This window comes from Brevundimonas sp. UBA4553 (genome assembly GCF_002387245.1).
Lineage (GTDB): Bacteria > Pseudomonadota > Alphaproteobacteria > Caulobacterales > Caulobacteraceae > Brevundimonas.
In genome coordinates, this window is the sequence record NZ_DGLD01000017.1 from 85,592 (window position 1) to 108,179 (window position 22,588).

Consider the following 22,588-nt stretch of genomic DNA (forward strand, 5'->3'; position numbering starts at 1 on the left):
CTCTTCGAAAACGCGCCACCTTGAAGGCGACATGAGTGATCGTTCCGCAGGTCTGGCCCCGTCGCGCGTTACGGCGATCCTGGGCCCCACCAACACCGGCAAGACCCATCTGGCGGTCGAGCGGATGCTGGGTCACGCCTCGGGCATGATCGGCCTGCCGCTTCGCCTGCTGGCGCGCGAGATCTATGAGCGGATCGTCAAGCAGCGCGGGGCCGCCGCCGTCGCCCTGATCACCGGCGAAGAGAAGATCGTCCCCCCGCGCCCGGCCTATTTCGTCTGTACCGTCGAGGCCATGCCGCTGGAGCGCCAGGTCGAGTTCCTGGCCGTGGACGAAATCCAGCTGGTCGCCGACCCCGAACGCGGCCACGTCTTCACCCAGCGCTTGCTGCACGCACGAGGCCGGTCCGAGACCATGTTCCTGGGAGCGGGGACCATGGCCCCGTTGATCCGGGCTCTGGTTCCAGAAGCGGAGATCGTCACCCGCGAGCGCCTGTCCACCCTGTCCTACGCCGGATCGAAAAAGCTGACCCGCCTGCCGCGCCGCAGCGCCGTCGTCGCCTTCTCGACCGAGCAGGTCTACGCCATCGCCGAACTGCTGCGTCGCCAGAGGGGCGGCGCCGCTGTGGTCATGGGCAGCCTGTCGCCGCGCACCCGCAACGCCCAGGTCGAGTTGTTCCAGTCGGGCGAGGTGGACTTCCTGGTCGCCACCGACGCCATCGGCATGGGGCTGAACATGGACGTGGACCATGTCGCCTTCGCAGGGCTCAGGAAGTTCGACGGCACGCGCACCCGCTGGCTGCACGCCGCCGAGATCGGCCAGATCGCCGGGCGCGCCGGTCGCCACCTGCGCGACGGCACATTCGGCGTGACGGGCGAGGCCGAGGATCTGGACGAGGACATTCTCGAACAGGTGGTCAGCCATCGTTTCGACCCGGTCGAGGCCGCCGAATGGCGTCACGGACGGCTGGACTTCGACACCCTGCCCGACCTGCTGCGCTCGCTGACCCTGACGCCCAACCGCTTTGGCCTGCGCCTGACGGCCCAGGCCCTGGACGAGACCTTGCTGCGGCGGTTTTCAGTCGACGAGGATGTGAAGAAGATCGCCCGCTCGCGCGGCGCCCTGATGCGGTTGTGGGAGACCTGCCAGCTGCCGGACTTCCAGAAGACGACCCTGGACGAGCACGCCCGTCTGTCGAAGGAGATCTTCACCGCCCTGACCAGCCGTCGCGGGCGCCTGACCGAGGACTGGGTCGCTCCGCGCTTTAACGACCTGGACCGCGACGACGGCCAGATCGACCAGTTGTCAGCCCGCCTCGCCGGGGTGCGGACCCTGGCCTACATCGCCAACCGCCCCGACTGGATGGATCAGGCGCAAGGCTGGCGCGACCAGACCAAGGCGCTGGAGGAGCGCCTGTCCGACATCCTGCACGAACGTCTGACGGCTCGTTTCGTCGATCGGCGCACCACGGCCCTGATGCGGGCGCTGAACGTGCGGTCCGACACCGTTGCGGGCGTTGGCGACGACGGCGAGGTCACGGTCGAAGGCGAGGTGGTCGGCCATCTGGAAGGGGTCCACTTCACGCCCGACGCCGGCGGCTCGGCCCTGGCGGACCGCGCCCTGCGCCAGGCCGCGACCCGCGCCGTCGGACCCGAGATCGCGCGGCGCCTGGGCAAGCTGGCGGCGGAAGCGGGCGACGCCTTCAGCGTCATTCCCAATCCGCGTGCAGGCGGCGGCGACGTCCTGTGGAACGGCGCTTTGACGGCCCGGATCATCAACGACGATCCCTTCGCGCCGCGCGTGCGGCTTCTGGGCGACCTCGGCCCGGTCCCTGCGCGCGAGCGGGCCCAGCGGCGCATCGAGGCCTGGCTGGCGTCAGAGGCGGGCCGCGCCCTGCGCGAACTGCGCCGCCTGCGTCAGGCGGTCGAGAGCGGCGCCCTGACCGGGCTTCCGCGCGGCCTGGCTTTTCGCCTGATCGAGGCGGGCGGCGTCATCCCCCGCGCCGACGTGGACCGCGACCTGGCCGCCCTGAGCCAGCACGAGCGCCGGACGGTCAAGACCTTCGCCATCCGCGTCGGCGCTCATTCGGTCTGGCTACCCGGCGCGCTCAAGCCCCGCGCCCGGCTGCTGGCCCAGGCCTTTGTGACCGAGCCTTTCCGCCCCGGCGGCGAGGCCCTGTCGCCCCTGCCCTCGTCCGCGCCGTCTCCCCGGGCCCTGGCCGCCTTCGGACGCCGCGTCGTCGGGCCGTGGAGCGCGCCGGTCGAGACGCTCGAACGCTTGGCCGATCTGTCGCGCGCGACGGGCAAGGCCCAGCTTTCGGATGAAGCCCTGACCGAACTGGGGTGGACCGCCGAACAGGCGAAACAGGTTCAAGCCGCCTTGCGCCTGCCCCGCGCCGACAAGGCCCCGCGTCAGGGCAAGCCGGCGCCTCCACCCAAGGATTCACCGTTCGCCGCCCTGGCCCAACTGACCCGGCCGGCCGCGCCGCCGCGTCGCAAGCGTCGCCCCAAGCGCAAGGCCGCCTCCGCGTGACGTCCTCTCAGGCCGGGCAAAGCTGCCGCATCGACCTGTGGCTCTGGCGTGCGCGCTTCGCCCGGACGCGTGGTCTGGCCGCGAACATGGTCGAGCGCGGCGCTGTCCGCCTCACCCACCACGGCGTCCAGACCCGCCTCGACAAGCCCAGTCGCAGCGTCCACCCCGGCGACGACATCCTCTTCGCCCAGGCCGGACGGCTGATCGCTGTGCGCGTCCTCCAGTTAGGCGAAAGGCGCGGCCCTCCGGAGGAAGCCCGCGCCCTTTATGCCGCACTCGACGCGCCGGAGGCGTGATCAGCCCGCCTTCACGAACTCACCTTCGATGTGCAGTTCGACCTCGTCGCCCAGGGCCGGCAGGCCGAAGGTGATGCCGAAGTCCGACCGCTTGATCTTGGCCTCGCCGTCAAAGCCGGCCTTGTAGCCGCCGCGCGTCTGGCCCGCCTGATTGAAATCGACCTCCATCGTCACCGGCTTGGTCACGCCGCGCAGCGTCAGCTCGCCATAGACCGTGGCCTCGTCAGGGTCGGACGGATCGACGACGATGCGGGTCGAGCGGAAGGTGGCGACCGGGTGATTGGCGGTGTCGAAGAAGTCGGCCGTCTGCAGGTGACGGTTCAGCCCGTCGGAGTTCGAAGCCACCTCGGTCAGAGGAATGGTCGCCGTCAGGCTGCTGGCCGAGGGATTGGCCGGATCCAGCTTCAGTTCGGCCTGCACGTTCACGAACTGGCCGACATAGGTCGAGAAGCCGAGGTGGTCGACCGACCAGGTGATCTTGCCGTGGGCGGGATCCAGCTTGTAGTCGCCGGCCTGGACTTCGGACGGCACGCGGGTCAGGGCCGCCTGGGCGACGACCGCGCCGCCGGCCACGAGGCTGAGCGCCATAGCCCCTGCGCCGATGCGAACGACTTTGGAACGAGCGGTGAAACGCATGGGCGAACCTCCTTCTGACCTGTGATCTGTAATCGTATGAGATGCAGACGCGACGCAGGGCCGTCAAGCTTCCCGGACCATTGCGACAGCGCCCTCGGTTGACAGTTGGTTCCGAGGGGGCCATTTGCCCGCCCTCGACCTTGATCGCCGCCAAAGGGCCCGCCCGACCGCCATGACCTACATCGTCACCGACGCCTGCGTGAAATGTAAGTTCATGGACTGTGTCGAGGTCTGCCCGGTCGACTGTTTCTACGAGGGCGAGAACTTCCTCGTCATCGCGCCTGACGAGTGCATCGATTGCGGCGTCTGCGAGCCCGAATGCCCCGTGGACGCCATCGTCCCCGACACCGAGGACGAGCCGGACGGCAAGTGGCTGCAGGTCAACGCCGAATACGCCAAGGTCTGGCCCAACATTACGGTGAAGGGCACGCCCCCCGCCGATCGCGAACAGTATGAGCGCGAGACCGGCAAGTACGAGAAATACTTCAGCCCCAAACCGGGCAAGGGCTCCTAAGGTCCAAACACAATCCGGTCACAATGTGCCGGAACCACTCGGACGTCCTGAGGATGTTTTGAGATTTCCTAATTTTATGATAGGTTCCTCCCTATTCGAGACAGACGGTTTCACGCCTCCGGCGCGCACCGCCTGTGTTTGCGACAGTCCCCCGCCGAACAGACGGGGTCGGCCAGAGGTTCGGTGATCCGCTTTCGCGTCTGATGTTTGATTTGACGGCCCAACCGACGGGACTCGTTTCCGGCGGCGGGGGTGTTTTCGCTCATCGGCTGTTTCAGCGCCTCGCCAGCCCTGTTCCGGGAAAGGAATGACATGACGAGCAAGACCGGTCTGGAATTCAAGGTTGGCGATGCGGTGGTCTATCCCGCGCACGGCGTCGGCAAGGTGGCCGCGATCGAGACTCAGGAAGTCGCCGGCATGTCGCTGGAGGTCTATGTCGTGACCTTCGACCACGAAAAGATGACCCTGCGCGTCCCGACCAAGAAAGCCAAGACCGCCGGTCTGCGCACCCTGGCCGCCGACGACACCGTCACCAAGGCCCTGACGACCCTCAAGGGCCGCGCCCGCGTCAAGCGCACCATGTGGTCGCGCCGCGCCCAGGAATATGAAGCCAAGATCAACTCTGGCGACCTGATTTCGATCGCCGAGGTGGTCCGCGACCTTCACCGCGCCGACACCCAGCCGGAACAGTCCTATTCGGAGCGTCAGCTCTATGAATCGGCTCTGGACCGCATGGCCCGCGAAGTCGCCGCCGCCAACAAGATCGACAAGGACGCCGCCGTGGCCCTGCTCGGCAAGTCGCTGAGCGCCAAGAAGCCGGTCCCGACCGCTGCTGAACTGGAAGCCGCCGCCGCCGAGGCCGAGGCTGAAGCCGCCTGATTCACAGGCGAACCTTCGATACGACAGAGGCCCGGTGGAAACGCCGGGCCTTTTTCGTGGGCGAGTCCTAGAACCAGCCCGCCTCCTTCAGCGTGGAGCCATGGGTTCGGCTGACGGGCGCGGTGAGCCCTCCGGCCAGACGAACCTCGCCCGCGCCGCGCCGCCATCGCACGTCCTCCACCGCGTCCGCCGCCACCCACCATGACCGGTGGACGCGCCAGCCATGAGCTCCGGCGAGTTCGCTCAGGGCGTCGCCGAACCGCAGCGTGATCAGTTCGGCCCCAGCGTCGGTATGAACCTTCAGATAGTGGTCGTGCGCCTCGACGGCGATCAGCCGCGCCGAACGACGCTTCGCCGACAGCCTTCGCCGAAACGCGACCTCGGCCTCGGGCAGGGGCGGAGCGATAACGGTTCGCGTCTCGATCCGGGCCGGCGAACGGCGCCAGACCAGGGCCCGCACCGCCATCACCGCCAGCAGTATGGGCCACACCTGCCAGTGCAGCCGCATGAAGCCGGACCAGTCGATCCGCCCGCCCATGACCAGATGCTCGGCGACCAGCACCACCAACGACACCGCCGGCGTCATGAGAACCGACACCACCGCGACGCGTAGCCAGACGACCCTGACGCGCCGGCTCAGCAGTTCGTCGGCGGCGACGCCGACCAGGCCGCCTCCGACCATGCAGATCATCCAGTAGACATAGCGCCCGACGACGGGGACGCGGTCCGAACCGAAAGGTCCCAGAAAGCCCATCAGCAGGCCGATCGCGGCCAGGATCGCCAGATCGACGCCCCACCGTCGCACCGAGGGCGCCACGCCCGTCACTGTCGCCTTTCCGGTCATGCTGTCCCGTTCGCGCAACCCTGGCGCCGCTCGCGAAGCAAGGCCTAGCGAGCGATCGCAGGTCCGGCAATGGCGTTCGTTCAAACCGCCACGAGGACCGCTGAATGACCCCCGCCGCCCCTCTTCCAACACGCGCCGCGCCATGGGGCGCCCGTCTTGCCTGGCTGATCCTCGCCATCCTCTGTCTGGGCGTCGCCGCATACTCCGCCCGCTATCTGCTACATCCGCCGCAGACGCCCGCCCAGGCGCTGGGCAACCCCCTCGGCGTTCCCTGGCTCTTTATCCATGTGGCGGGCGCCGTCGTCGCCCTGCTGCTCGGATCGCTGCAGTTCCTGCCCGTCCTGCGTCGAGGCTCGCGTCCGCCGCACCGCTGGGTGGGTCGCGTCTATGTCGCGGGCTGCCTGATCGGCGGTCTGGCGGGCTTGGTTCTGGCAGCCGGCTCGCACGCCGGCCCCATCGCCTCGGCGGGATTCGGCGCTCTGGCCGTCCTCTGGATCGCCACGACCTCGCTTGGCTGGCGCGCGGCGGTCCAGGGCCGGTTCGACGAGCACCGCCGCTGGATGATCCGCTCCTGGGCCCTGACGCTGGCTGCGGTGACGCTGCGGCTCTATCTGCCGCTGGTCATGATTCTCGACCTGCCGTTCCCGCCCTGGTACCGCGCCATCTCGTTCGCGTGCTGGGTCCCGAATCTGATCGCAGCGGAGCTATGGCTGCGTCGCGCGCAGCCTTCCCTCCCGCCCGCCGTCAGAAATACTCGGCGTTGGCAGGGCATTGGGCGCTGAGGCGCCGGGCGGTGATGCTGGCGGGGATGTAGGGCGTACCGCGCGCGAGCTGGGCTCCGCCGTTGAAGCGGAAGCTCTCGGTTTGATAGGTGCCGTTCAGGCGCACATTGATGCGACGTCCCTTGCGGTCCTGGCAGCTGCCTTCAAAGCGGGCGTTGCCGTCCCCGACCTGACGTGTCGGATAGGTGCACTGCCACTTGCGCGTCGACAGGCCGCCGAAGAAGCGGTTGATCTCGCTGGGACGCACGCACTTCTGCTCCGTATCGCGGCTGCCCAAGGCGCTGGTCGTGTATTCCCAATAGCCAGGCAGCACGGGCTGGGCCGGCGCCGCGGTCTGCGCCTGAAGCGCCGTCGTGGGGGCGGCGAGCATCACCGCGCCCGCCGCGACGGGCGCCGCCGTCAGGACAGCGCGGCTCAGGGCGCGCGTCCACGAAGAGCGCGGGGTCTGGACAGGGGAAGGTTTGCGATAGGTCTTCATGCGATCCTCTATATAGCAGGTCGTTGAACGCAGGCTGAACGAAGCCGATCCCCGCCGCTGATCCCCGGCCTGACTCGACTCCAGCCTTGACGGCCTCCGAGTCATTCCTCTATACGGCCCCTCTCTCGCAGGGGTCCGCCCGCTGCGTGCACCTGTTTCATGCGTCCGCAACGCTCGCGGATGTGACCTTGAGGATCTTAAGATGTCGCGTCGCTGCGAACTCACGGGTATCGGCCCGATGGTCGGCCACAATGTGAGCCACTCGAACGTCAAGACCAAGCGCCGGTTCTTGCCCTCGCTGAAGACGGTCAAGGTGGCTTCCGAGTCGCTGGGCCAAACCTTCTCGCTGCGCATCTCGAACGCCGCGCTGCGCACCCTCGACTACAAGGGCGGTCTGGACGCCTTCATCGTCAAGGCTCGCGACGAGAAGCTGTCGGTCGCCGCCCTGCGCATCAAGCGTCAGGTCAAGGCCAAGCTGGCTGAACAGACCGCCGCCTAAGCCGCGTCGTCTGACCCGATTTGAAGAGGCCGGTGGAAACACCGGCCTTTTTCTTTGCGCGCTTGCCGGCCCCGGCTAGGCTCGCGGTCAGACTTGCCGGAGCCCTGCCTTGCGCCTGACCGCCGCCCTCTGCCTGACCACAGCCCTGATGTCGGCGCCCGCCCTCAGTCCGGCGTGGGCTCAAGACGCCGCGCCCGCGCGCGATTCCACACCCTTCACCCTGTCCAGCGGAACGCCTCGCACGCCCGAGCAACTGGCGTTGCGTTTCGACAAGGCCGATCTGTCCTTCAAACTGCTGCCGGACACCCAGTCGATCGAAGGCGTCGCTGTCCTGGACTTCACCGCCACGGCCCCCGCCTCCGCCGTCGTGGTCGAACTGGACACCCTGTTCGCCATCACCGCCGTCGCCGTGGACGGCCAGTCGGTCACCGGCTGGTCCAACCCCGAGGGCCGCCTGACCATCCCTCTGGCCCAGCCTTTGACGCCCGGTCATAGGGCCTCCGTCCGCATCGCCTATTCCGGCCGCCCGCATCAGGCCCAGCGCGCCCCGTGGGACGGCGGTTTCGTCTGGACCACCACGCCCGACGGCCAGCCCTGGATCGCCAGCGCGGTTCAGGGCGAGGGCTGCGACCTGTTCTGGCCCTGCGTCGATCATCCGCAGGGCGAGCCGGACCGCGTGGATCTGCACATCACCATACCATCCGCCCTCAGCGCCCCCGCCAATGGCCGATTCCTGGGCAAGACCGACAACGGCGACGGCACCACCACCTGGAACTGGACCGCGCGACAGCCCGACACCTACGCCATCAGCCTGAACGTTGGCCCCTTCATGGAAATGACCGCCGACTACCCGAGCCGTTTCGGCAACACCGTCCCTCTGCGCTTCTGGCATCTGGCCCCGGACGACCCGGCCAAGGCCGCCGCCCTTTTCGCCGAATTCCCCAAACAGCTGGACTTCTATGAAGCGACCATTGGTCCCTTCCCCTTCGGCGACGAGAAAATGGGCGTGGTCGAGACCCCGCACCTGGGCATGGAGCACCAGACCATCAACGCCTACGGCAACGGCTACAAGCTGGACGGCAAGGGCTACGACTGGCTGTTGCAGCATGAACTGGCGCACGAATGGTTCGGCAATCAACTGACCAACGCCGACTGGGACGACATGTGGCTGCACGAGGGTTTCGGCACCTATATGCAGCCGCTCTACGCCCGGTGGCTGAACGGCGAGCGGGCCATGCAGTCCGAACTGCAGACCATGCGGCTGACCCTGTCAAACCGCTTTCCGATGGTGTCAGGCAAGCCCCAGGACGCAGGCACGGTCTATGACGGCGAGACCGGGCCGGGGCTGGACCTCTATTACAAGGGCGCGCTGATCGCCCACACCCTGCGCCTCTACATCGGTGACGACGCCTTCTATGAGAGCCTGCGCCGGCTGGTCTATGGACGCGCCGATCCGAAGCCGGGCAACTTCCAGCCGCGCTACGCTACGACCCCCGACTACGTGGCCATCGTCAACGAGGTGACCGGCCGCGACCTGAACTGGTTCTTCGACGCCTACCTCTATCAGGCCGCCCTGCCCGACCTGGTCATGACCCGCGACGGCGAGCGCGTGACCCTGGAGTGGAGGACTGGAAACGGTCGCCCCTTCCCCCTGCCGGTGGAGGTAGAGGTGGATGGGCGCACCCGCGCCCTGACCATGACAGACGGGCGCGCGACCTTCACCGCCCCCGCATCCGCCCACATCCTGCTGGACCCCGGCTCCAGGGTTCTGCGCCGGCTGGAATACCTCGAAGTCTGGAAGGCCTCCCAGTCCGCCAAGGACTAAGGCGATCAGGTGCGGTCGATCTCGCTGCCCAGCGCGCCGTATCGCGCCTCGAAACCCGCCGTGTCGCCGCGCGCCAGATAACCGGCCTGATCCACCCAGTGATCACGCTCGATCCGCCCTTTGAAGGCGCCCAGATGTTGATCGACTTCAGCGATGTCGCGCGCCGTCCACGCCGCCATCTGATCGAAGCGTCGCACGCCCAGCCCGATCAGAAGCGCGTTCAGCGCCGGTCCCACGCCCTTGATCAATTCCAGATCATCAGGCGCGCCGACAGCCGGGGCGATCACAGGCCGGGCGTCAGGGAAGGCCGCGACCGGCTCCACGCGCGCCCCGGGCTCGACGATGGGCCTCACGACGGGCGCGACGGCGGCGGCCACCCGGCCCCATATCCACCAGCCGGTCGCAACGCCGATCAAGAGAGCGATCAGGCACAGATACCAATAGTCCGAAATCCAGGTAAGCACGGGATGTCCCCTTTGCGAAACTTGGGTGTTGGGCGGGCTGCGTCAGGCGCCTAGGTCCTGGTCCGGGAGGATCGACCCCAGACGATCCAGGCGACCGCCACGCCGATCACGTAGAAGACCAGCAGGGTCAGCAGGGATTCGACGAACAGGCTCATGGCTCAATCTCCTCACTGGGCCTGGGGCGTTGCAGCGACCGGCGCGGACATCGCCCGGCTGACGACGAATTCAATGCGTCGGTTGGCGGCGTTGGCGACCTCGCCTTCGCCCGGAGCCTTGGGCTGCATCTCGCCGTAACCCTTGGGCGCCAGTCGCGCAGCCGGCACGCCGCGCGCCTCCAACGCCGCCACCACGGTTCTCGCACGCGCCTCGGACAGACGCTGATTGGCCTCCACGCCGCCTGTCAGATCGGTATGGCCGGCGATCTCGATCAGGGCGCCCGTGCAGTTCTTCAGCGAAACAGCGACCGTCTCCAGAAGCGGCGTCGAAGCGGGATCCAGCGCCGCCGTGCCGGTGTCGAACAGGATGACCTTGCCGGCGACCGCGCTATCAACCTCGGCCTGACAGTTCACGACCGCCTCGGGCGCAACCGGGGTTACGGGCGCAGCGACGGGCGCGGCGGCCGGGGCCGGCAGGCTCGGTCCATCGGCCCAGCGCGCGCCCTTGACCCCCGGTATGGCCCGGGCCTCGGCCAGCAACCTCTGCCGGTCCGCTTCGGACGCGGGCCCAGACAGAACCACGACCCGATCCAGCATGGGTTTGGTGACCATGGCGGCGGTGACGCCGGGCAGACCGCTGGCGGCGACCCTCGCCTGCGCCTCGGCCTGCAACTTGTCGATGAAGCGAAGACCCAGCCCGAAGGCGCTGTGGCTGGCCATCGCCATCAGCGCCGTCACAACCGCGCCGATGATGAATTTGGTGACGCCGTTCATCAGGACTACTCCTCATTGCCGGGCGGCCGCAGGCAGGACGGTTCACGTCCCCCTTGAGTCGCGGGCTAATGAGCAGCAAACGCGCCACGTGTCATTACACTGTTCGGTGAGATTCGCTTGAAACGAAGCGGCGCCTCAGGGCTCCAGTTCGATGTCCCAGTAGAGGTAGTCGAGCCAGCTCTGGTGCAGGTAGTGAGGCGGGAAGCGGCGACCGGCTTCCTGTAATTCCCACGAGCTGGGTTGATGCGCAGTGCGCTTGAGCAGGGGCATGCCGGCTTGCTGCGGCGTGCGTCCGCCCTTGCGCAGATTGCAGGGGCCGCAGGCGGCGACGATGTTCTGCCAGGTGGTGCGGCCGCCGCGCGAGCGGGGGATGACATGATCAAAGGTCAGGTCCTGGGCCAGGCCGCCCTGTCCGCAATACTGGCAGGCGAAGCCGTCGCGCAGGAAGACGTTGAAGCGGGTAAAGGCGGGCTTGCGGTCCTGATCGACGTAGGATTTCAGCGAGATGACGCTGGGGAGTTGCATCTCCATCGACGGGCTGCGGACCACCTTGTCATAGGTGGCGACCACGTCGACGCGTTCTTGCCAGACCGCCTTGACCACTTCTTCCCAGGGCCAGATCGACAGGGGATAGTAGGACAGAGGACGGAAGTCGGCGTTCAGCACCAGGGCCGGGAAGCCGGACGGGGGACGGGTCAGGACCTGCATCAGGCCCTCCCGCGCATACGGGGGGATCGTGAAGCGACAGGAGTGAGGACACGTCTCCTTCCCTAGTCTGATGGGAAGAGCCTACGCCCGATTCTCCCTCGTCGCCATGACCGGGATGCAGCGTTTTCGTGACGCCGCCTCAGAAGACCTCGACCAGCTCGAAGCGTTCGCAGACCACCTTCATGCCCGGCGCCCAGCTGCCTTCGCGGCGATAGTAGGCCTCGTGCGCATCGCGCCACCATTCATAGGTCAGGTCGCCCTCCCCCTCGGCGCGGGCGAAATCCTCGCTGACCGCCTCGAAGGGCATGATCTCGACCTCGGTGGTGCGGATGGCGCAACGCGGAACCCCGGCCCCGTCCAGGATGACGCTGACCTCGCCGACCGTCGGCATGATGTCGGCCACACACGACGCCAGCGAGGAACAGGTCGCCCGCTTGTCGCCCGCCAGCACCAGGGCCAGCAACTCGTCGGCCATTTCGGGACTGTCGCCAAAGGGCCAGCGCGGCGCGTCGCGATAAGCGGCGGGAATATCAGCCATGGTCACGGTCCTCAGTGTCTTGTCGGCGCGCTGGGGAAGGCCGGCAGGCTCCAGCCCCACAGCAAGGCGCCGGCGCGCAGGGCGAAACCCGCCGCCACCGCCACCGCCACCGCCGGCCAGGTCGGCACGGTCAGGGCCTTAAGGCTCACAAACAGGCCCGCCGACAGAAGCGCTGCGGTAATGTTCAGCTCTCGCCGCAGCAGGATCGACGGCTGGCCCGCCAGCACATCGCGCACTACCCCGCCAAAGCAGGCCGTCAGCACCCCCATGACGACGCAAATCAGGGGCGCCACGCCATAGGAGGCCGCCTTGGCCGCCCCCATGACGCCATAGGCCGCCAAACCCACCGCATCAAGCCACAGCAGGGCGCGGAAACGCCAGCTGCGCGCGCCCAGCACCCAGAAGGTCGCCGCCGCCAGCAGGCAGACGGCGATATAGCGCCAGTCCTGCACCCAGAAGACCGGCGCACCGATCAGCAGATCGCGGAGCGTCCCGCCCCCGACCCCGGTGATGGCCCCGAAGAAGGCGAAGGTGACCAGATCGTGCTTCTCGCGTGCGGCCGCCAGGGCCCCGGTGGCGGCGAAGACGGCCACGCCGGCGAAGTCCAGCAGCGGCAGAACGGTCTCGGGCCGGGTCAGGTCGGCGTCAATCAGCGGGGTCAAGTCGGCGGGTCCTCCAGCGCGATATCGCCACGCTTGACCCCTCCATACCATCCCCAGAGCAGATGCGCCGCCACCCCGCGATGCGGCCGCCAGATTTCCGCCCGCGCATAGGCCTGCTTCTCATTCGGCCGCGCCTCGCCGGCGTCCGCCCAGCGCATCGCCTCCTGCAAGGCCACGTCGCCGCCGGGAAAGACATCCAGGCGCCCCTCGCAGAACATCAGGAAGGTCTCGGCCGTCCACTTGCCCACGCCCTTGATGGCGACCAGGGCCGCGATGGCCTCGGCGTCGTCCAGCCGCTCCAGATGGTCGAAGTCTATGTGGCCCTCGGTCTGGGCGCGGGCGATCTCGTGGCCGTATTTCGCCTTCTGCCCCGACAGGCCGAAGGTACGCAGGGTTTCGACGTCCAGCGCCAGCACGGCGTCCGGCGTCACTGTCCCGCCCAGCCCCTCGACCGTCCGCTTCCAGATCGAGGCGGCGGCGGCGACCGAAACCTGCTGCTCCACGATCATGCGGAACAACCCCTCATATCCTCCGGGCCGCAGCCGCCATTCAAACACCGGCGTCGAGGCGTGCGCCCGCGCCAGCGCCGGATCGGCGGCGGCCAGGGCCTCGCGGGCAGCGGCGATAGAGAGTGCGGAAGGAGCTGTGGCCATGGTGGTTCGTATCGACAGGGAAACGGCGTCGCTCTAGCGTGGCGGGCGATGCATACTCTGGACGAACTTCTTCACCCGATCACCCCCGATCGTTTTTTCGCCGAGTTTCACGGCCGGAAACCGCTGCACATTCCCGCCGGCGACGGCGTGGGCAAGCAAGCGCTGCTGGACTGGGACGGCTTCAACTCCCTGTTGAATCAATCGTCGATCTGGACTGCCCAGAGCCTGAAGCTGGTGCGAGATACTGTCGCCGTGACGCCCGACCAGTATTGCCGCCACGTCCAGACCCAGTCAGGCCATGTGATGCGTCCTGACCCGGCCAAGGTCGCGGTCTTTCTGGCCGCCGGGGCCAGCCTCATCGCCGGGGACGCGCAGGAACTGACCCCGCGCTTGGCCAACCTCTCGGCCATGCTGGGCCGGGCTTTCGCCGCCTCTATAGGGGTCAACCTCTACTGCTCGTTCAAGGGCGTGCGGGCCTTTGGCACCCATTACGACCTGCACGATGTCTTCGCCCTTCAGGTCGAGGGCGAAAAGGTCTGGCGCCTGTATGAAAACCGCGCCGAAAATCCCGTCGACTTCCCTCCCGACACCCCCGAGACCCGCCGTTGGCTTGAACAGAGCCGGGGCGGCGTGATGACCGAGGTGCGAATGCGCCCAGGCGACGTCCTCTATCTGCCGCGCGGCTGGTATCACGACGCCCTGGCCCAGGACGGCGCCTCGCTGCATGCGACCTTCTCGGTCACGCCGCTCTACGGACGGATCATCTTCTCCCTGCTGGAGCAGGCCGCGATGCAGGATCCGGCCTTCCGCGCCTATATGCCGCCCGCGGCCATGGACGGTGGACGTCCGCTGCAAGCCCATCTCGCCGACCTGGGTCAGCGACTGGCCCATCTGGCCGCCCTGCCTGCCTTCCGCGACGAGGTGGCGATGACGCAGGAAAGGCTGATCCCGCGGCCGGCGCGGTTCGACCTGCCTCAGCAGATGGCATTAACGGCCTATCGTCCAACCGGCCTGCGCGGCCCCAACTTCATCGGCCCCGCCGCCCATGCCATGCATTGGGCCCTATCCCAGCCGGACTTCGCCATCGAAAAGTTGATCGCCCAGTTCGACTTCGTCGCTGAGGCCGATATCCGCGCCGCCGTGGATCAAGCCGAAAAGGCGGGCGCTCTCAAGCGCTTCTAGTCGGCCGATGTTCGCCACCCGCTTCGCTCCGTCGCCCACCGGCCGCCTGCACAAGGGGCACGCCTTTTCGGCCCTGACCGCCTGGACCGCCGCGCGCGGGGCCGGCGGCCGCTTCATCCTAAGGGTCGAGGACATCGACCCGACCCGCTGCAAGCCCGAGTACGACGCCGCCATTTTCGAGGACCTGACCTGGTTGGGGCTCGATTGGGAAACACCGGCCCGACGCCAGTCCGAGCACCTGGCCGACTACGCCGCCGTGATCGACGCCCTGAACGCACGCGGCCTTCTGTACCGCTGCTTCCGTACACGGAAGGACATCCTCGACGCCATCGGCGACGCCCCGCACGGCCCAGCTGAAGCGGTCCGCCCCGGGCCTCACGCCCCCGACGAGGAAGCGCGCCTGCTGGCCGAAGGCCGCCCCTACGCCTGGCGGTTGTCGCTTGATCGGGCGCGCCAGGCTCTGGGCGAAACGGCCTGGAACGCCCTGTCGTTTGTCGAGGAGGGCGGAGGCCCCGAAGGGGAGATCGGAGTCGTCCGGGCCCGTCCGGAAACGGCGGGAGACGTGGTGCTGGCGCGCAAGGACGCCGGAACCGCCTATCATCTAGCGGTCACCCACGACGACGCCCTGCAAGGCGTCACCCATGTCGTCCGAGGCCTGGACCTGTTCGAGGCGACCCACATCCAGCGCCTGATCCAGGCCCTGATGGGCTGGCCCGCGCCGACCTATCGCCACCACCGCCTGCTCGCCGGCCCGGACGGCCGCCGCTACGCCAAGCGCGACCAGTCCGTCACCCTGGCCGAACTGCGCGCGGGAGGCCTGACGCCCGAGGCTCTGCGAGCGGAACTGGGATTCTAAGGCTCACCCTCGCACAACGGCAGCGCCTCTTTTCGCGCTCATGCAGCGCGATAGCGCCCCAAAAAGAAAGGCGCGGAACCGGCTGGTCCCGCGCCTTTCAATCGTCAGAACCCGGATCGGGTTCGTCGGCCTTAGAGAACCTTGAGGTCCACGGCCGAGGTCTTGCCGCGCTGGTTTTCCAGCTCGTATTCGACCTTGGAGTTTTCATCGAGGCCTTGCAGGCCCGCCTTTTGAACGGCGGTGACGTGGACGAAAACGTCCGAGCCGCCGTCGTCGGGCTGAATGAAGCCATAGCCCTTGGTGGGGTTGAACCACTTGACCGTGCCGGTCGCCATCTTAGCGTCTCCGTAAACGCGCTTTGCCAGGCGGATTTCCATGCAGGAGAATCCGTCAGTCCATCTGGACAAGCTCGTTCAGGCGAAGGAGCGAGACGCGGGTTTGGACCCCACGCAAAATCCGGACTGCCCGACTTTGTCACCCGACTATCCACAGCACGTCAACTGGAAAGCGAATCCCGCCTCACGGCGTTTGGGTTAACGTCCCGCGCGAGCGCACACGCCACGCGCGGCGGCGTCCAGGTGGAAGTGATCCAGGTGCGCCGCATTATAGTCCGGCGTCAGAACGTTGCCGAACAGGCGACATCCACCGTCGCGCAGGCGCCGCAGGAAGGCCCCGCCCTCGCCCCCCGCCGGCCCGCGCCCGTCCCAGTCGCGCAGCACCGACACGGTTCGCCCGTCCGCCAGTCGGACGCCAGCGACGTCCACGGCGTTAGCGCGGGCGTGCTGGCTGGGCCGCGCGGTCTGGTCCTGGGAGCCATAGACGCGGCGGCAGGCATAGACGCCCAGGCTGTCGATGCGCCGCGCCTCCGCGCCCATGATCTCGCGCGCGGCGGGCTGCACGACATGGCGATCCCACAGAATGTGGCGGACGGCCACCGGACAGCGCATCGTCAGCCCTGCCGGACTGATAGGCGTCATATCTCCCCCGGTCAGGCGCACCGCACCGCGCACGACGCAGAAGCCGCCGTCGTTGCGATCTTCTGCGCGCTGCGCCTCGACGCCAGCATCACGCAACAAGTTCAGACAGGCCGTCGTCGCCGCCGCGACCCTTTCCGGCGAAGCCCGATCATCAATGTCCAGCCGCGCGACCTTGGCCGCCGTGGCCCGGCCAAGCGGCTGCCTCAAGTCCAGGGGTTTCCACGGCAGGTCCTGCGGCGGAGCCCAGGCGTCCAGAAGGAAGAACAGGCCGCATGCAGCCAAACCCATGGTGACGGCCCCGCTCCAGAGGTCGGCCAGAGGTGCAGACTTCAAGGTCATGCCCATGCCAATGCCCTAGAGCGCCCGCAGGATCCCCATAGCCAGCGCCTGACAGGCCGGACCACCGCGACCGCCGTCGTTCGACAGAGCGAAAAGGGCGCGACTGCCCGCAGGATCGACAATGGCGAGGGCGTGCCACATCGTGTTCGACCCCTCGTGCGCGATTACCGGCCCCTTGGCCCAAGGCTGCGGCGGCAGGGCGATCCAGCCATAGGCGTAGGACTGGCCTGGCGCCGGCGTAATCAGTCGCTCGATCGTTTCGGGCTTTAACCAGCCGTCGCCCTTCGTCAGAAACACCTGCAGGAACCGGCCGTAGTCCCCCGCCGTCATGTGCGTCGTCCCTGCCGGGCCAAGCGCCAGAGGATTATCGGACGCGTCGTCGCTCGGGTCCATGGCCGTCTGTGCCTCGCCCATGCGGCGATGCCCCCAGGCGTTGTCACCTTTCGGCGCGCCGAACCCGGCCGAGGTCAGGCCCAATGGCGTGAACAATTCGGCCTGCATCGCCGCTTCCCACGACCCGCCGGTGATGGCCTCAATGACAGCGCCGACCAGGACGTAGTTGGCGTTGCCGTATTCAAACGTCCCCTGCGTCCCCAAGGGCGGCGCACCCAAAGCCTTCTCGACAATGGCCCGGCGCTGCTGGGGCAAGGACCTCGGATCGGCGCGGGCGGTCATCAACCAAGGCGCGCCCATCACAGCTTCGTCCTTCAGACCGGCCGTATGGGTCATGAAGTCGTCCACAACCGCCCCGTCCCATCCGACGTCGATGGTCAGGCCGGGAAAGGCCTCGGTCAGCGGCATGCCCCAGCGCGCACGGTCTTGCTCCACCAACCGCGCAAAAACCGCCGCTGTCATCGCCTTCGTGTTGGAGCCCAGGTGCCAGCGATCACCGGGCTGCGCCGAGGCCTCCCGCCCGCTCCGACGAACGCCCTTCACGCCCGACCATTCAAGCCCCTGCGTCGTCACCAACCCGCCGGCCAGCGCGACCGGCTTCACCGCATCAAAGGCAGCATTCAAAGCCGCATCAAACGCCGCCGCTGGCTCGGCGTTGGCGGCTAAAGGGAGGGCAGTGGCGGCGGCGCCGGCGACCATGACGTGACGACGATTGATCATTTCAGACTCCTTTGCGTTCCACCCACAACAGCAATGCTGGCTGCGCCAGCAAATTCACCGCAAGCTTCGCACATCGCGACAACAGGACGCTTCCGCCATGGGTAAGAACGACTACGACGACACCCTCGAAGCGTTGCAGATCCAGTTGGTGGAAAGCCAGGCCTGGGCCATCGACAAGGGACTGAAGGTCGTGATCGTCCTCGAAGGCCGGGACGCCGCCGGCAAGGACGGCGCGATCAAGCGCATGACCGAGTTCATGGCTCCCCGCCAGACCCGCGTCGTCGCCCTGCCCAAGCCCAATGATCGCGAACTGACCCAATGGTATTTCCAGCGCTACGCGTCCCATCTGCCGGCTGCGGGCGAAATCGTCTTCTTCAACCGCTCCTGGTACAATCGTGCCGGGGTGGAGCCGGTCATGGGCTTCTGCTCGCCGGAACAGCATGAGCGCTTCCTGCACGACGCACCGCATTTCGAGCGGATGCTGACCCAGTCCGGCACCATGCTGATAAAGCTGTGGCTCGACATCAGCCAGGAAGAGCAATCGAGACGGCTGGAAGAGCGCGTCACCCACCCCCTGAAACGCTTCAAGGTGTCGCCGCTCGACGCCGAGGCCCAGGCGCGCTGGAGCGCCTATTCCGCGGCGCGTGATCAGATGCTGGAACGCACCCACGTGGACCATGCCCCGTGGACGATCGTCGCCACCGACACCAAGAAGAAGGCGCGCCTGAACATTATCCGGCACGTCCTGCACCGTCTGGACGCCCCGGGGCTGGAGGCCAAAAAGCCTGATTCCGACATCGTCTTCAGCGCCGACAAGGCCAAGGGACGGTTGGCGAAATAGGGCTCAGTCGTCGCCGAACAGGCGGCGGTTCTTGTCGACGAAGGCGTGAATGGTGCGGGTCAGCGGCCCGTTCTGCCGCCCCTTCAGATAGGCCCAGCCCGCGCCGGCGCCGATCAGGGCGCCGAGGGTGTCGACGATCAGATCCCACATGGTGTCGACCAAGCCGGACTTCTGGGTGTTGAGACCGAACACCTGATCCAGGGTGAACTCCCAGATTTCCCAGACCGCGCCGATCATGACCGCGAAACAGAAGGCGAAGAAGGCCACGGTCAGGGGCGCCGCCGTCAACCGCTCGCCCTTCACCAGCATCAGCATCAGCAAGGACCCCACCAGGCCGAACCCGATGGCCGAACCGCCGTGCAGGACCACGTCCCACCACCAGTAGCGCTCGTAAAAGTCTCCGACCTCGCCAAGCAGCAGGGTGGCGCAGAGGAAGGCCGCGATGGCGCTGACGAAGGCTGTCGGCAGGGTCACCCCCACCCGCTCGCCCAGCCAGATCGGGACCAGCGACAGCAACAGCGTCCCGACCCCGACAAAGGTGATGCTGAACTCGCCCGTCAGGAACCCGCCCACCGCCGCGCCGATCAGCACGAGCCACGTCAGATAGAGGACGACAGGCGGTCGCTCCGCCGGCGCGCGAGGAGTCATTGGGCATCTCCCGACAAAAGCTGGACAGGCAGGATGCGCCCGTGAACGGCCAGCCGTCGAGCCCTAGACGGCTTCGGCCGCCTTCCAGTAGTCCAGCCGCCGGAAGAAGGGCGCCGGATCCTTGGGCGTGACCAGGTTGGCCGGGTCGTGGAACAGGCGGTCGTGCAGGCGGGTCAGGGTGAAGCGCACCGCCGCCGCCGCGCCCAGTCCGGGCAGGGCTTCAGCCTCGGCGGGCGTCAGGGGCCGCACGGACTCATAGCCCTTCTGGAAGGCCCGCAGCGCCGACGGCATCGGCCGCCCCTCGACGTCAAAGCCCCAGGCGCTGAGCGCTATGGCCAGATCATAGGCCAGCACGTCGGTGCAGCCGAAATAGAAGTCGATCACCCCGCCGACGTCGCACTTTCCATGTTCATTCGTGGCGAACAGGACATTGTCGGGGAAGTAGTCGGCATGGATCGGCCCGCGCGGCAGGGCGGGGTCGCCCCACGGCTCGGCCAAACGCGGCAGCAGGGTCTTGATCTGCTCCAGCATCTTGCGGTCGACGCCTTTCGCGGGACCGTCGCAGCGCGCGGCCAGGGCGGCCCAGGCCTGGGGCCCGACCGGGTTCTGCCGCTCAAGCGCGAAGTCGGCGGCGTCGAGGTGCAGCAGGGCCAGCACCTGCCCCGCGCGATACTGCTCCTTGTCCGACGGCTGACGCTTCCAGGCGCCGGGCGCCCAGTTCAGGATGGCGGCGGCGCGGCCGTTCAACTGGCCGATCAGCTCGCCCTGACGATCGGCCACCGGCGAAGGCGTGGGAAAGCCGCGCGCCGACAGATGTCGGGTCAGGCCGAGGCAAAACGGCAGTGAGGCCGCGTCCGTCCGGCCCTCGAACAGGGTCAGGACATAGGCCCCATAGGTGGTCTCCAGCCGGTAGTTGGTGTTCTCGACCCCCTCGGCGATCGGCGCCAGCGCGACCAGATCACCCAGGGGGTAACGCATGAGATAGTCAGCGGCCTGATCCGGCGTGACGGGCGTGAACACAGCCATGTCTAGACCAGCTCCGCCGCCGCGCGACGGGCGCGCACCACGTCGGCCACATCGGCCAGAACGCTCTCGGTCGTGGCCCAGCGCCCAGCGCCGCGCCCCTTGCACGTCCAGATGCGACCGTCCTGACCATAGACTTTCAAGGCGTTGCGCTCTCCGTTCAGCGATTGAAACAGCGCGTCTTTCAGGTCTCCGTCAAGCCGGACCGAGGCGTCCAGGCGACCGTCGCGGTCATGGCAGGCGCCGATCTGGCGAACGGGCCTGGCGCCCAGCGGCGTCTCGGCCGACAGTTCGTCCCGCGGCAGGTCGGCGGGCGCCTGACCGAAGGCCTCGAAGGACAGCAGCTTGACCTTGGCTGCGGCGTCATGCCCCTCCAGGTCCGACGACGGGTCTTCCTCGGCGAAGCCGGCGGCGCGGGCGTCCGACAGGGCGTCAGCAAAGGCCGCGCCCTCGCCCAGACGTTGCAACATGAAGTTGACCGTGCCGTTCAGCACCGCCTCGAACCCGGCGACCGGACCGGCGGCGCGGGCGGCGCGCAGGGTCTCGATCATCGGCGCGCCGCCGCCGACCGAGGCCGACCAGGCGACGCGGCAACCGTTGGCGGCGGCCAAGGCCTGCAAGCCCGCCGGGTCGCGGGCCACGGCCTGCTTGTTGGCGCTGACCACATCGCAGCCGGCCTCCAGCGCGCGGCGGATCAGGGCGTGGCCCGCCTCGCCTTCCGACAGGGCCTCCAGCACCAGATCCGGCTTCTTGGCCAACAAGGCCTCGACGTCGTTGGTGAACAGGTCAGCGGGCGCGGCCACGTCCCGCACCTTGGACGGGTTGCGCACCAGGACGCCCACCACCTCATAGCGGCTGTCCGGCGACAGCCGGCTCAACAGGCCTCCGCCGACGACGCCGCAGCCGGCCAAAGCCACGCGCAGCGGCGCGTTCGACGACACGGGCCCGGGAGGCGCTCCGCGCTCGCCGACCACCGTGCCCTCGGCCCGGCCCAGGGCGGCGACTTCGATTTCGACCCCGCAGGCCTCGCCCAGGTCGATGGCGTCATGCTGGACAAGCGCCCCGCCCAACTGGCGCGCCGTCTCCCAGCTGGCGCGGCGATAGCGCAGCGGCGTGCCCGTTTCGCAGGCGGGGTCGCGGTCGTAGAGGCCGTCCACATCCTTGACCAGACGCACCCGATCCAGCCCCAGTTCGGCGGCCAGAACCACCGCCGTCAGGTCCGATCCGCCGCGTCCCAGCAGGGCCACGCGACCGTTGGAGCGCACGCCTCCAAAGCCGGGGACCACCACCACCTCATGCTCGGCCAGGGCCTGCGCCAACCGGTCGCCCTTCAGGCTGACAGGGCGGGCGTGCTGCGCCGGCCCCTCGACCACGATGCCCAGTTCCCGCACCGACAGACCCACCGCGTCCAGCCCCACCCGGTCGCAGGCGATGGCGACCAAGGCCGCCGCCTTCTCCTCGCCCAGGACCACATAGGCGGGCAGCAGTTCGTTCTCGTGGTCCAGCCCCAGGGAGCGGGCGTCGGCCAGCAGCCTGTCGGTGTGACCCGACAGAGCCGAAACCACCGCCACCACCTTCCGCCCGGCGCGGACATGGCCATAGATTTCCGAGGCCACGGCGGGGGCCTCGGCGGCGTTGCGCAGGACGGACGAGCCGAACTTCAGCACCACGACTTCGGCGGCGCAGGCGGCCGCTGGGGCCGGTTGCGGTTTCTGTTGATCGGCGACGAGAGCGAGGGCGGAAGCGGGCATCGGGGTGATCCTGAAGGCGGGGTCTGGCGGGGAGTTCGGGTGGGTCCGGGGCAATAAAAAACCCGCCCGGGGGTCCGGGCGGGGTGTTCGGTTTTTGCGTATCTCGCCTAGGCGGCGCGCATCATCCGGTCCCCGCCCGCGAGGGCATGGTGGTGGTACCGGTGGTGGTAATCACGGACGCGAAGAGACCCGTCGCCGTGGCGGCGATCGTGGTCATCTGCATGCTGGCGAGGCGGTGAAGCACAGGCGGCGTCCGGTTGAAAATCTAGCATCAAAATGTTCCAGGACCCTGCATCGCGTCAAGCCCGAAAAGAACAAATTTTTCTCATACCGGCCAAATGAGCGGGATTTCACCGACCAACTCCACGACGCGGATGAAACGAGGTGAAATTTTCCACTTGACCGGCGCTCTTCGCAACCGCAACGTAAGGTCACTCATCAAGACCGGCTGAGGGATTAGGCCCTTTGACGCCGGGGCAACCATCGGGTTCCGCCCGAAACGGTGCCAACTCCTGCGGGGTTTTCAGGCTTGTCCTGAAGGCTGCGAGAGATGGGTGGAGCATCGACGAGGCGACGCTCCACGGTCTGTCACTGCAAGGGTTCCCTGGTGAGCCGTTTTGC

25 protein-coding genes and 1 riboswitch are annotated in these 22,588 nt (G+C 67.8%); of the genes, 10 read left to right on the top strand and 15 right to left on the bottom strand.

The genetic code is table 11. From position 1 onward, the window contains the following. The first annotated feature begins 31 nt into the window (after positions 1-31). Complete coding sequence (locus B4A39_RS11610; protein WP_292036664.1) at positions 32-2,530, top strand: helicase-related protein; 2,499 nt, start codon at positions 32-34, stop codon at positions 2,528-2,530. Then, positions 2,527-2,826 (top strand): RNA-binding S4 domain-containing protein, encoded by a 300-nt coding sequence (locus B4A39_RS11615; protein ID WP_292036665.1) that lies wholly within the window; start codon positions 2,527-2,529, stop codon positions 2,824-2,826. Before B4A39_RS11610 ends, B4A39_RS11615 begins: the two co-directional genes overlap by 4 nt. Here B4A39_RS11615 and B4A39_RS11620 read toward each other — a convergent pair whose 3' ends face one another. Continuing rightward, positions 2,827-3,462 carry a YceI family protein gene (locus B4A39_RS11620; protein ID WP_292036666.1) on the bottom strand — a complete coding sequence of 212 codons (636 nt, stop codon included), beginning with the start codon at positions 3,460-3,462 and terminating at the stop codon, positions 2,827-2,829. It abuts the gene before it with no gap. A gap of 172 nt (positions 3,463-3,634) precedes the next feature. Here B4A39_RS11620 and fdxA point away from each other — a divergent pair, with 172 nt between their 5' ends. After that, positions 3,635-3,976, top strand: a complete 342-nt coding sequence (gene fdxA, locus B4A39_RS11625; RefSeq protein ID WP_017505910.1) for a ferredoxin FdxA — start codon at positions 3,635-3,637, stop codon at positions 3,974-3,976. 312 nt (positions 3,977-4,288) lie between these two features. Further along, positions 4,289-4,855 (top strand): CarD family transcriptional regulator, encoded by a 567-nt coding sequence (locus B4A39_RS11630; protein WP_292036667.1) that lies wholly within the window; start codon positions 4,289-4,291, stop codon positions 4,853-4,855. A 67-nt stretch (positions 4,856-4,922) separates the two neighbouring features. On the opposite strand, the gene B4A39_RS11635 is transcribed toward B4A39_RS11630, so the two are convergent. After that, the gene (locus B4A39_RS11635; RefSeq protein ID WP_292036669.1) at positions 4,923-5,699 is read right to left on the bottom strand and encodes a LytTR family DNA-binding domain-containing protein; all 777 of its coding nucleotides are present in this window, start codon (positions 5,697-5,699) and stop codon (positions 4,923-4,925) included. Positions 5,700-5,803: 104 nt separating this feature from the next. Between B4A39_RS11635 and B4A39_RS11640 the strand changes: the two genes are divergently transcribed. Beyond that, a complete protein-coding gene (locus tag B4A39_RS11640) occupies positions 5,804-6,481 on the top strand; it encodes a DUF2306 domain-containing protein (protein ID WP_292036670.1) in 678 nt (225 codons plus the stop codon). On the opposite strand, the gene B4A39_RS11645 is transcribed toward B4A39_RS11640, so the two are convergent. Next, a complete protein-coding gene (locus tag B4A39_RS11645; protein ID WP_292036671.1) occupies positions 6,444-6,959 on the bottom strand; it encodes a DUF3617 domain-containing protein in 516 nt (171 codons plus the stop codon). The genes B4A39_RS11640 and B4A39_RS11645 overlap by 38 nt on opposite strands. 202 nt (positions 6,960-7,161) lie before the next feature. Between B4A39_RS11645 and rpmB the strand changes: the two genes are divergently transcribed. Both rpmB and B4A39_RS11655 read left to right on the top strand, forming a co-directional pair. Continuing rightward, positions 7,162-7,458 (top strand): 50S ribosomal protein L28, encoded by a 297-nt coding sequence (rpmB, locus tag B4A39_RS11650; RefSeq protein ID WP_292036672.1) that lies wholly within the window; start codon positions 7,162-7,164, stop codon positions 7,456-7,458. 109 nt (positions 7,459-7,567) lie between these two features. Next, a complete protein-coding gene (locus B4A39_RS11655; protein ID WP_292036673.1) occupies positions 7,568-9,283 on the top strand; it encodes a M1 family metallopeptidase in 1,716 nt (571 codons plus the stop codon). Positions 9,284-9,288: 5 nt separating this feature from the next. Here the strand turns inward: B4A39_RS11655 and B4A39_RS11660 are convergent, their stop codons facing one another. The 6 genes from B4A39_RS11660 to B4A39_RS11685 all read right to left on the bottom strand — a co-directional run bounded on the left by B4A39_RS11660 (position 9,289) and on the right by B4A39_RS11685 (position 13,237). Continuing rightward, a complete protein-coding gene (locus tag B4A39_RS11660) occupies positions 9,289-9,747 on the bottom strand; it encodes a hypothetical protein (protein ID WP_292036674.1) in 459 nt (152 codons plus the stop codon). Between the two features lie 167 nt (positions 9,748-9,914). After that, complete coding sequence (locus B4A39_RS11665) at positions 9,915-10,676, bottom strand: OmpA family protein (protein WP_292036675.1); 762 nt, start codon at positions 10,674-10,676, stop codon at positions 9,915-9,917. Between the two features lie 135 nt (positions 10,677-10,811). Next, positions 10,812-11,387, bottom strand: coding sequence for an HNH endonuclease (locus B4A39_RS11670; protein WP_292036703.1), 576 nt, complete (start codon positions 11,385-11,387; stop codon positions 10,812-10,814). A gap of 136 nt (positions 11,388-11,523) precedes the next feature. Beyond that, on the bottom strand, positions 11,524-11,922 hold the full coding sequence (locus B4A39_RS11675; protein WP_292036676.1) for an ASCH domain-containing protein: 399 nt from the start codon (positions 11,920-11,922) through the stop codon (positions 11,524-11,526). A gap of 11 nt (positions 11,923-11,933) precedes the next feature. Then, on the bottom strand, positions 11,934-12,584 hold the full coding sequence (locus B4A39_RS11680) for a trimeric intracellular cation channel family protein (protein WP_292036677.1): 651 nt from the start codon (positions 12,582-12,584) through the stop codon (positions 11,934-11,936). Further along, entirely contained in the window at positions 12,581-13,237 is a 657-nt protein-coding gene (locus B4A39_RS11685; protein ID WP_292036678.1) for a DNA-3-methyladenine glycosylase family protein, read from the bottom strand. The genes B4A39_RS11680 and B4A39_RS11685 overlap by 4 nt, the downstream gene beginning before the upstream one ends. A gap of 48 nt (positions 13,238-13,285) precedes the next feature. Between B4A39_RS11685 and B4A39_RS11690 the strand changes: the two genes are divergently transcribed. Continuing rightward, on the top strand, positions 13,286-14,419 hold the full coding sequence (locus B4A39_RS11690; protein ID WP_292036679.1) for a JmjC domain-containing protein: 1,134 nt from the start codon (positions 13,286-13,288) through the stop codon (positions 14,417-14,419). 7 nt (positions 14,420-14,426) lie between these two features. Next, positions 14,427-15,275, top strand: a complete 849-nt coding sequence (gene gluQRS / locus B4A39_RS11695) for a tRNA glutamyl-Q(34) synthetase GluQRS (protein ID WP_292036680.1) — start codon at positions 14,427-14,429, stop codon at positions 15,273-15,275. Positions 15,276-15,406: 131 nt separating this feature from the next. Here the strand turns inward: gluQRS and B4A39_RS11700 are convergent, their stop codons facing one another. The 3 genes from B4A39_RS11700 to B4A39_RS11710 all read right to left on the bottom strand — a co-directional run bounded on the left by B4A39_RS11700 (position 15,407) and on the right by B4A39_RS11710 (position 17,704). Next, complete coding sequence (locus tag B4A39_RS11700; RefSeq protein ID WP_292036681.1) at positions 15,407-15,610, bottom strand: cold-shock protein; 204 nt, start codon at positions 15,608-15,610, stop codon at positions 15,407-15,409. A 198-nt stretch (positions 15,611-15,808) separates the two neighbouring features. Beyond that, positions 15,809-16,597 (bottom strand): extensin family protein, encoded by a 789-nt coding sequence (locus B4A39_RS11705; RefSeq protein ID WP_292036682.1) that lies wholly within the window; start codon positions 16,595-16,597, stop codon positions 15,809-15,811. Between the two features lie 9 nt (positions 16,598-16,606). Continuing rightward, entirely contained in the window at positions 16,607-17,704 is a 1,098-nt protein-coding gene (locus tag B4A39_RS11710; RefSeq protein WP_292036683.1) for a serine hydrolase domain-containing protein, read from the bottom strand. Between the two features lie 97 nt (positions 17,705-17,801). On the opposite strand from B4A39_RS11710, the gene ppk2 reads away from it, so the two are divergent. Next, positions 17,802-18,545: a polyphosphate kinase 2 gene (gene ppk2, locus B4A39_RS11715; protein ID WP_292036684.1), complete on the top strand. Its 744-nt coding sequence runs from the start codon at positions 17,802-17,804 to the stop codon at positions 18,543-18,545. 3 nt (positions 18,546-18,548) lie between these two features. Here the strand turns inward: ppk2 and B4A39_RS11720 are convergent, their stop codons facing one another. From B4A39_RS11720 to B4A39_RS11730, 3 genes are all read right to left on the bottom strand, one after another. After that, a complete protein-coding gene (locus B4A39_RS11720; protein ID WP_292036685.1) occupies positions 18,549-19,193 on the bottom strand; it encodes a hypothetical protein in 645 nt (214 codons plus the stop codon). A gap of 63 nt (positions 19,194-19,256) precedes the next feature. Continuing rightward, positions 19,257-20,219 carry a homoserine kinase gene (locus B4A39_RS11725; RefSeq protein WP_292036686.1) on the bottom strand — a complete coding sequence of 321 codons (963 nt, stop codon included), beginning with the start codon at positions 20,217-20,219 and terminating at the stop codon, positions 19,257-19,259. A 2-nt stretch (positions 20,220-20,221) separates the two neighbouring features. Next, complete coding sequence (locus B4A39_RS11730; RefSeq protein ID WP_292036687.1) at positions 20,222-21,967, bottom strand: Gfo/Idh/MocA family oxidoreductase; 1,746 nt, start codon at positions 21,965-21,967, stop codon at positions 20,222-20,224. Positions 21,968-22,399: 432 nt separating this feature from the next. After that, a riboswitch (SAM riboswitch) is annotated at positions 22,400-22,524 on the top strand. The last annotated feature ends 64 nt before the right edge of the window (positions 22,525-22,588 follow it).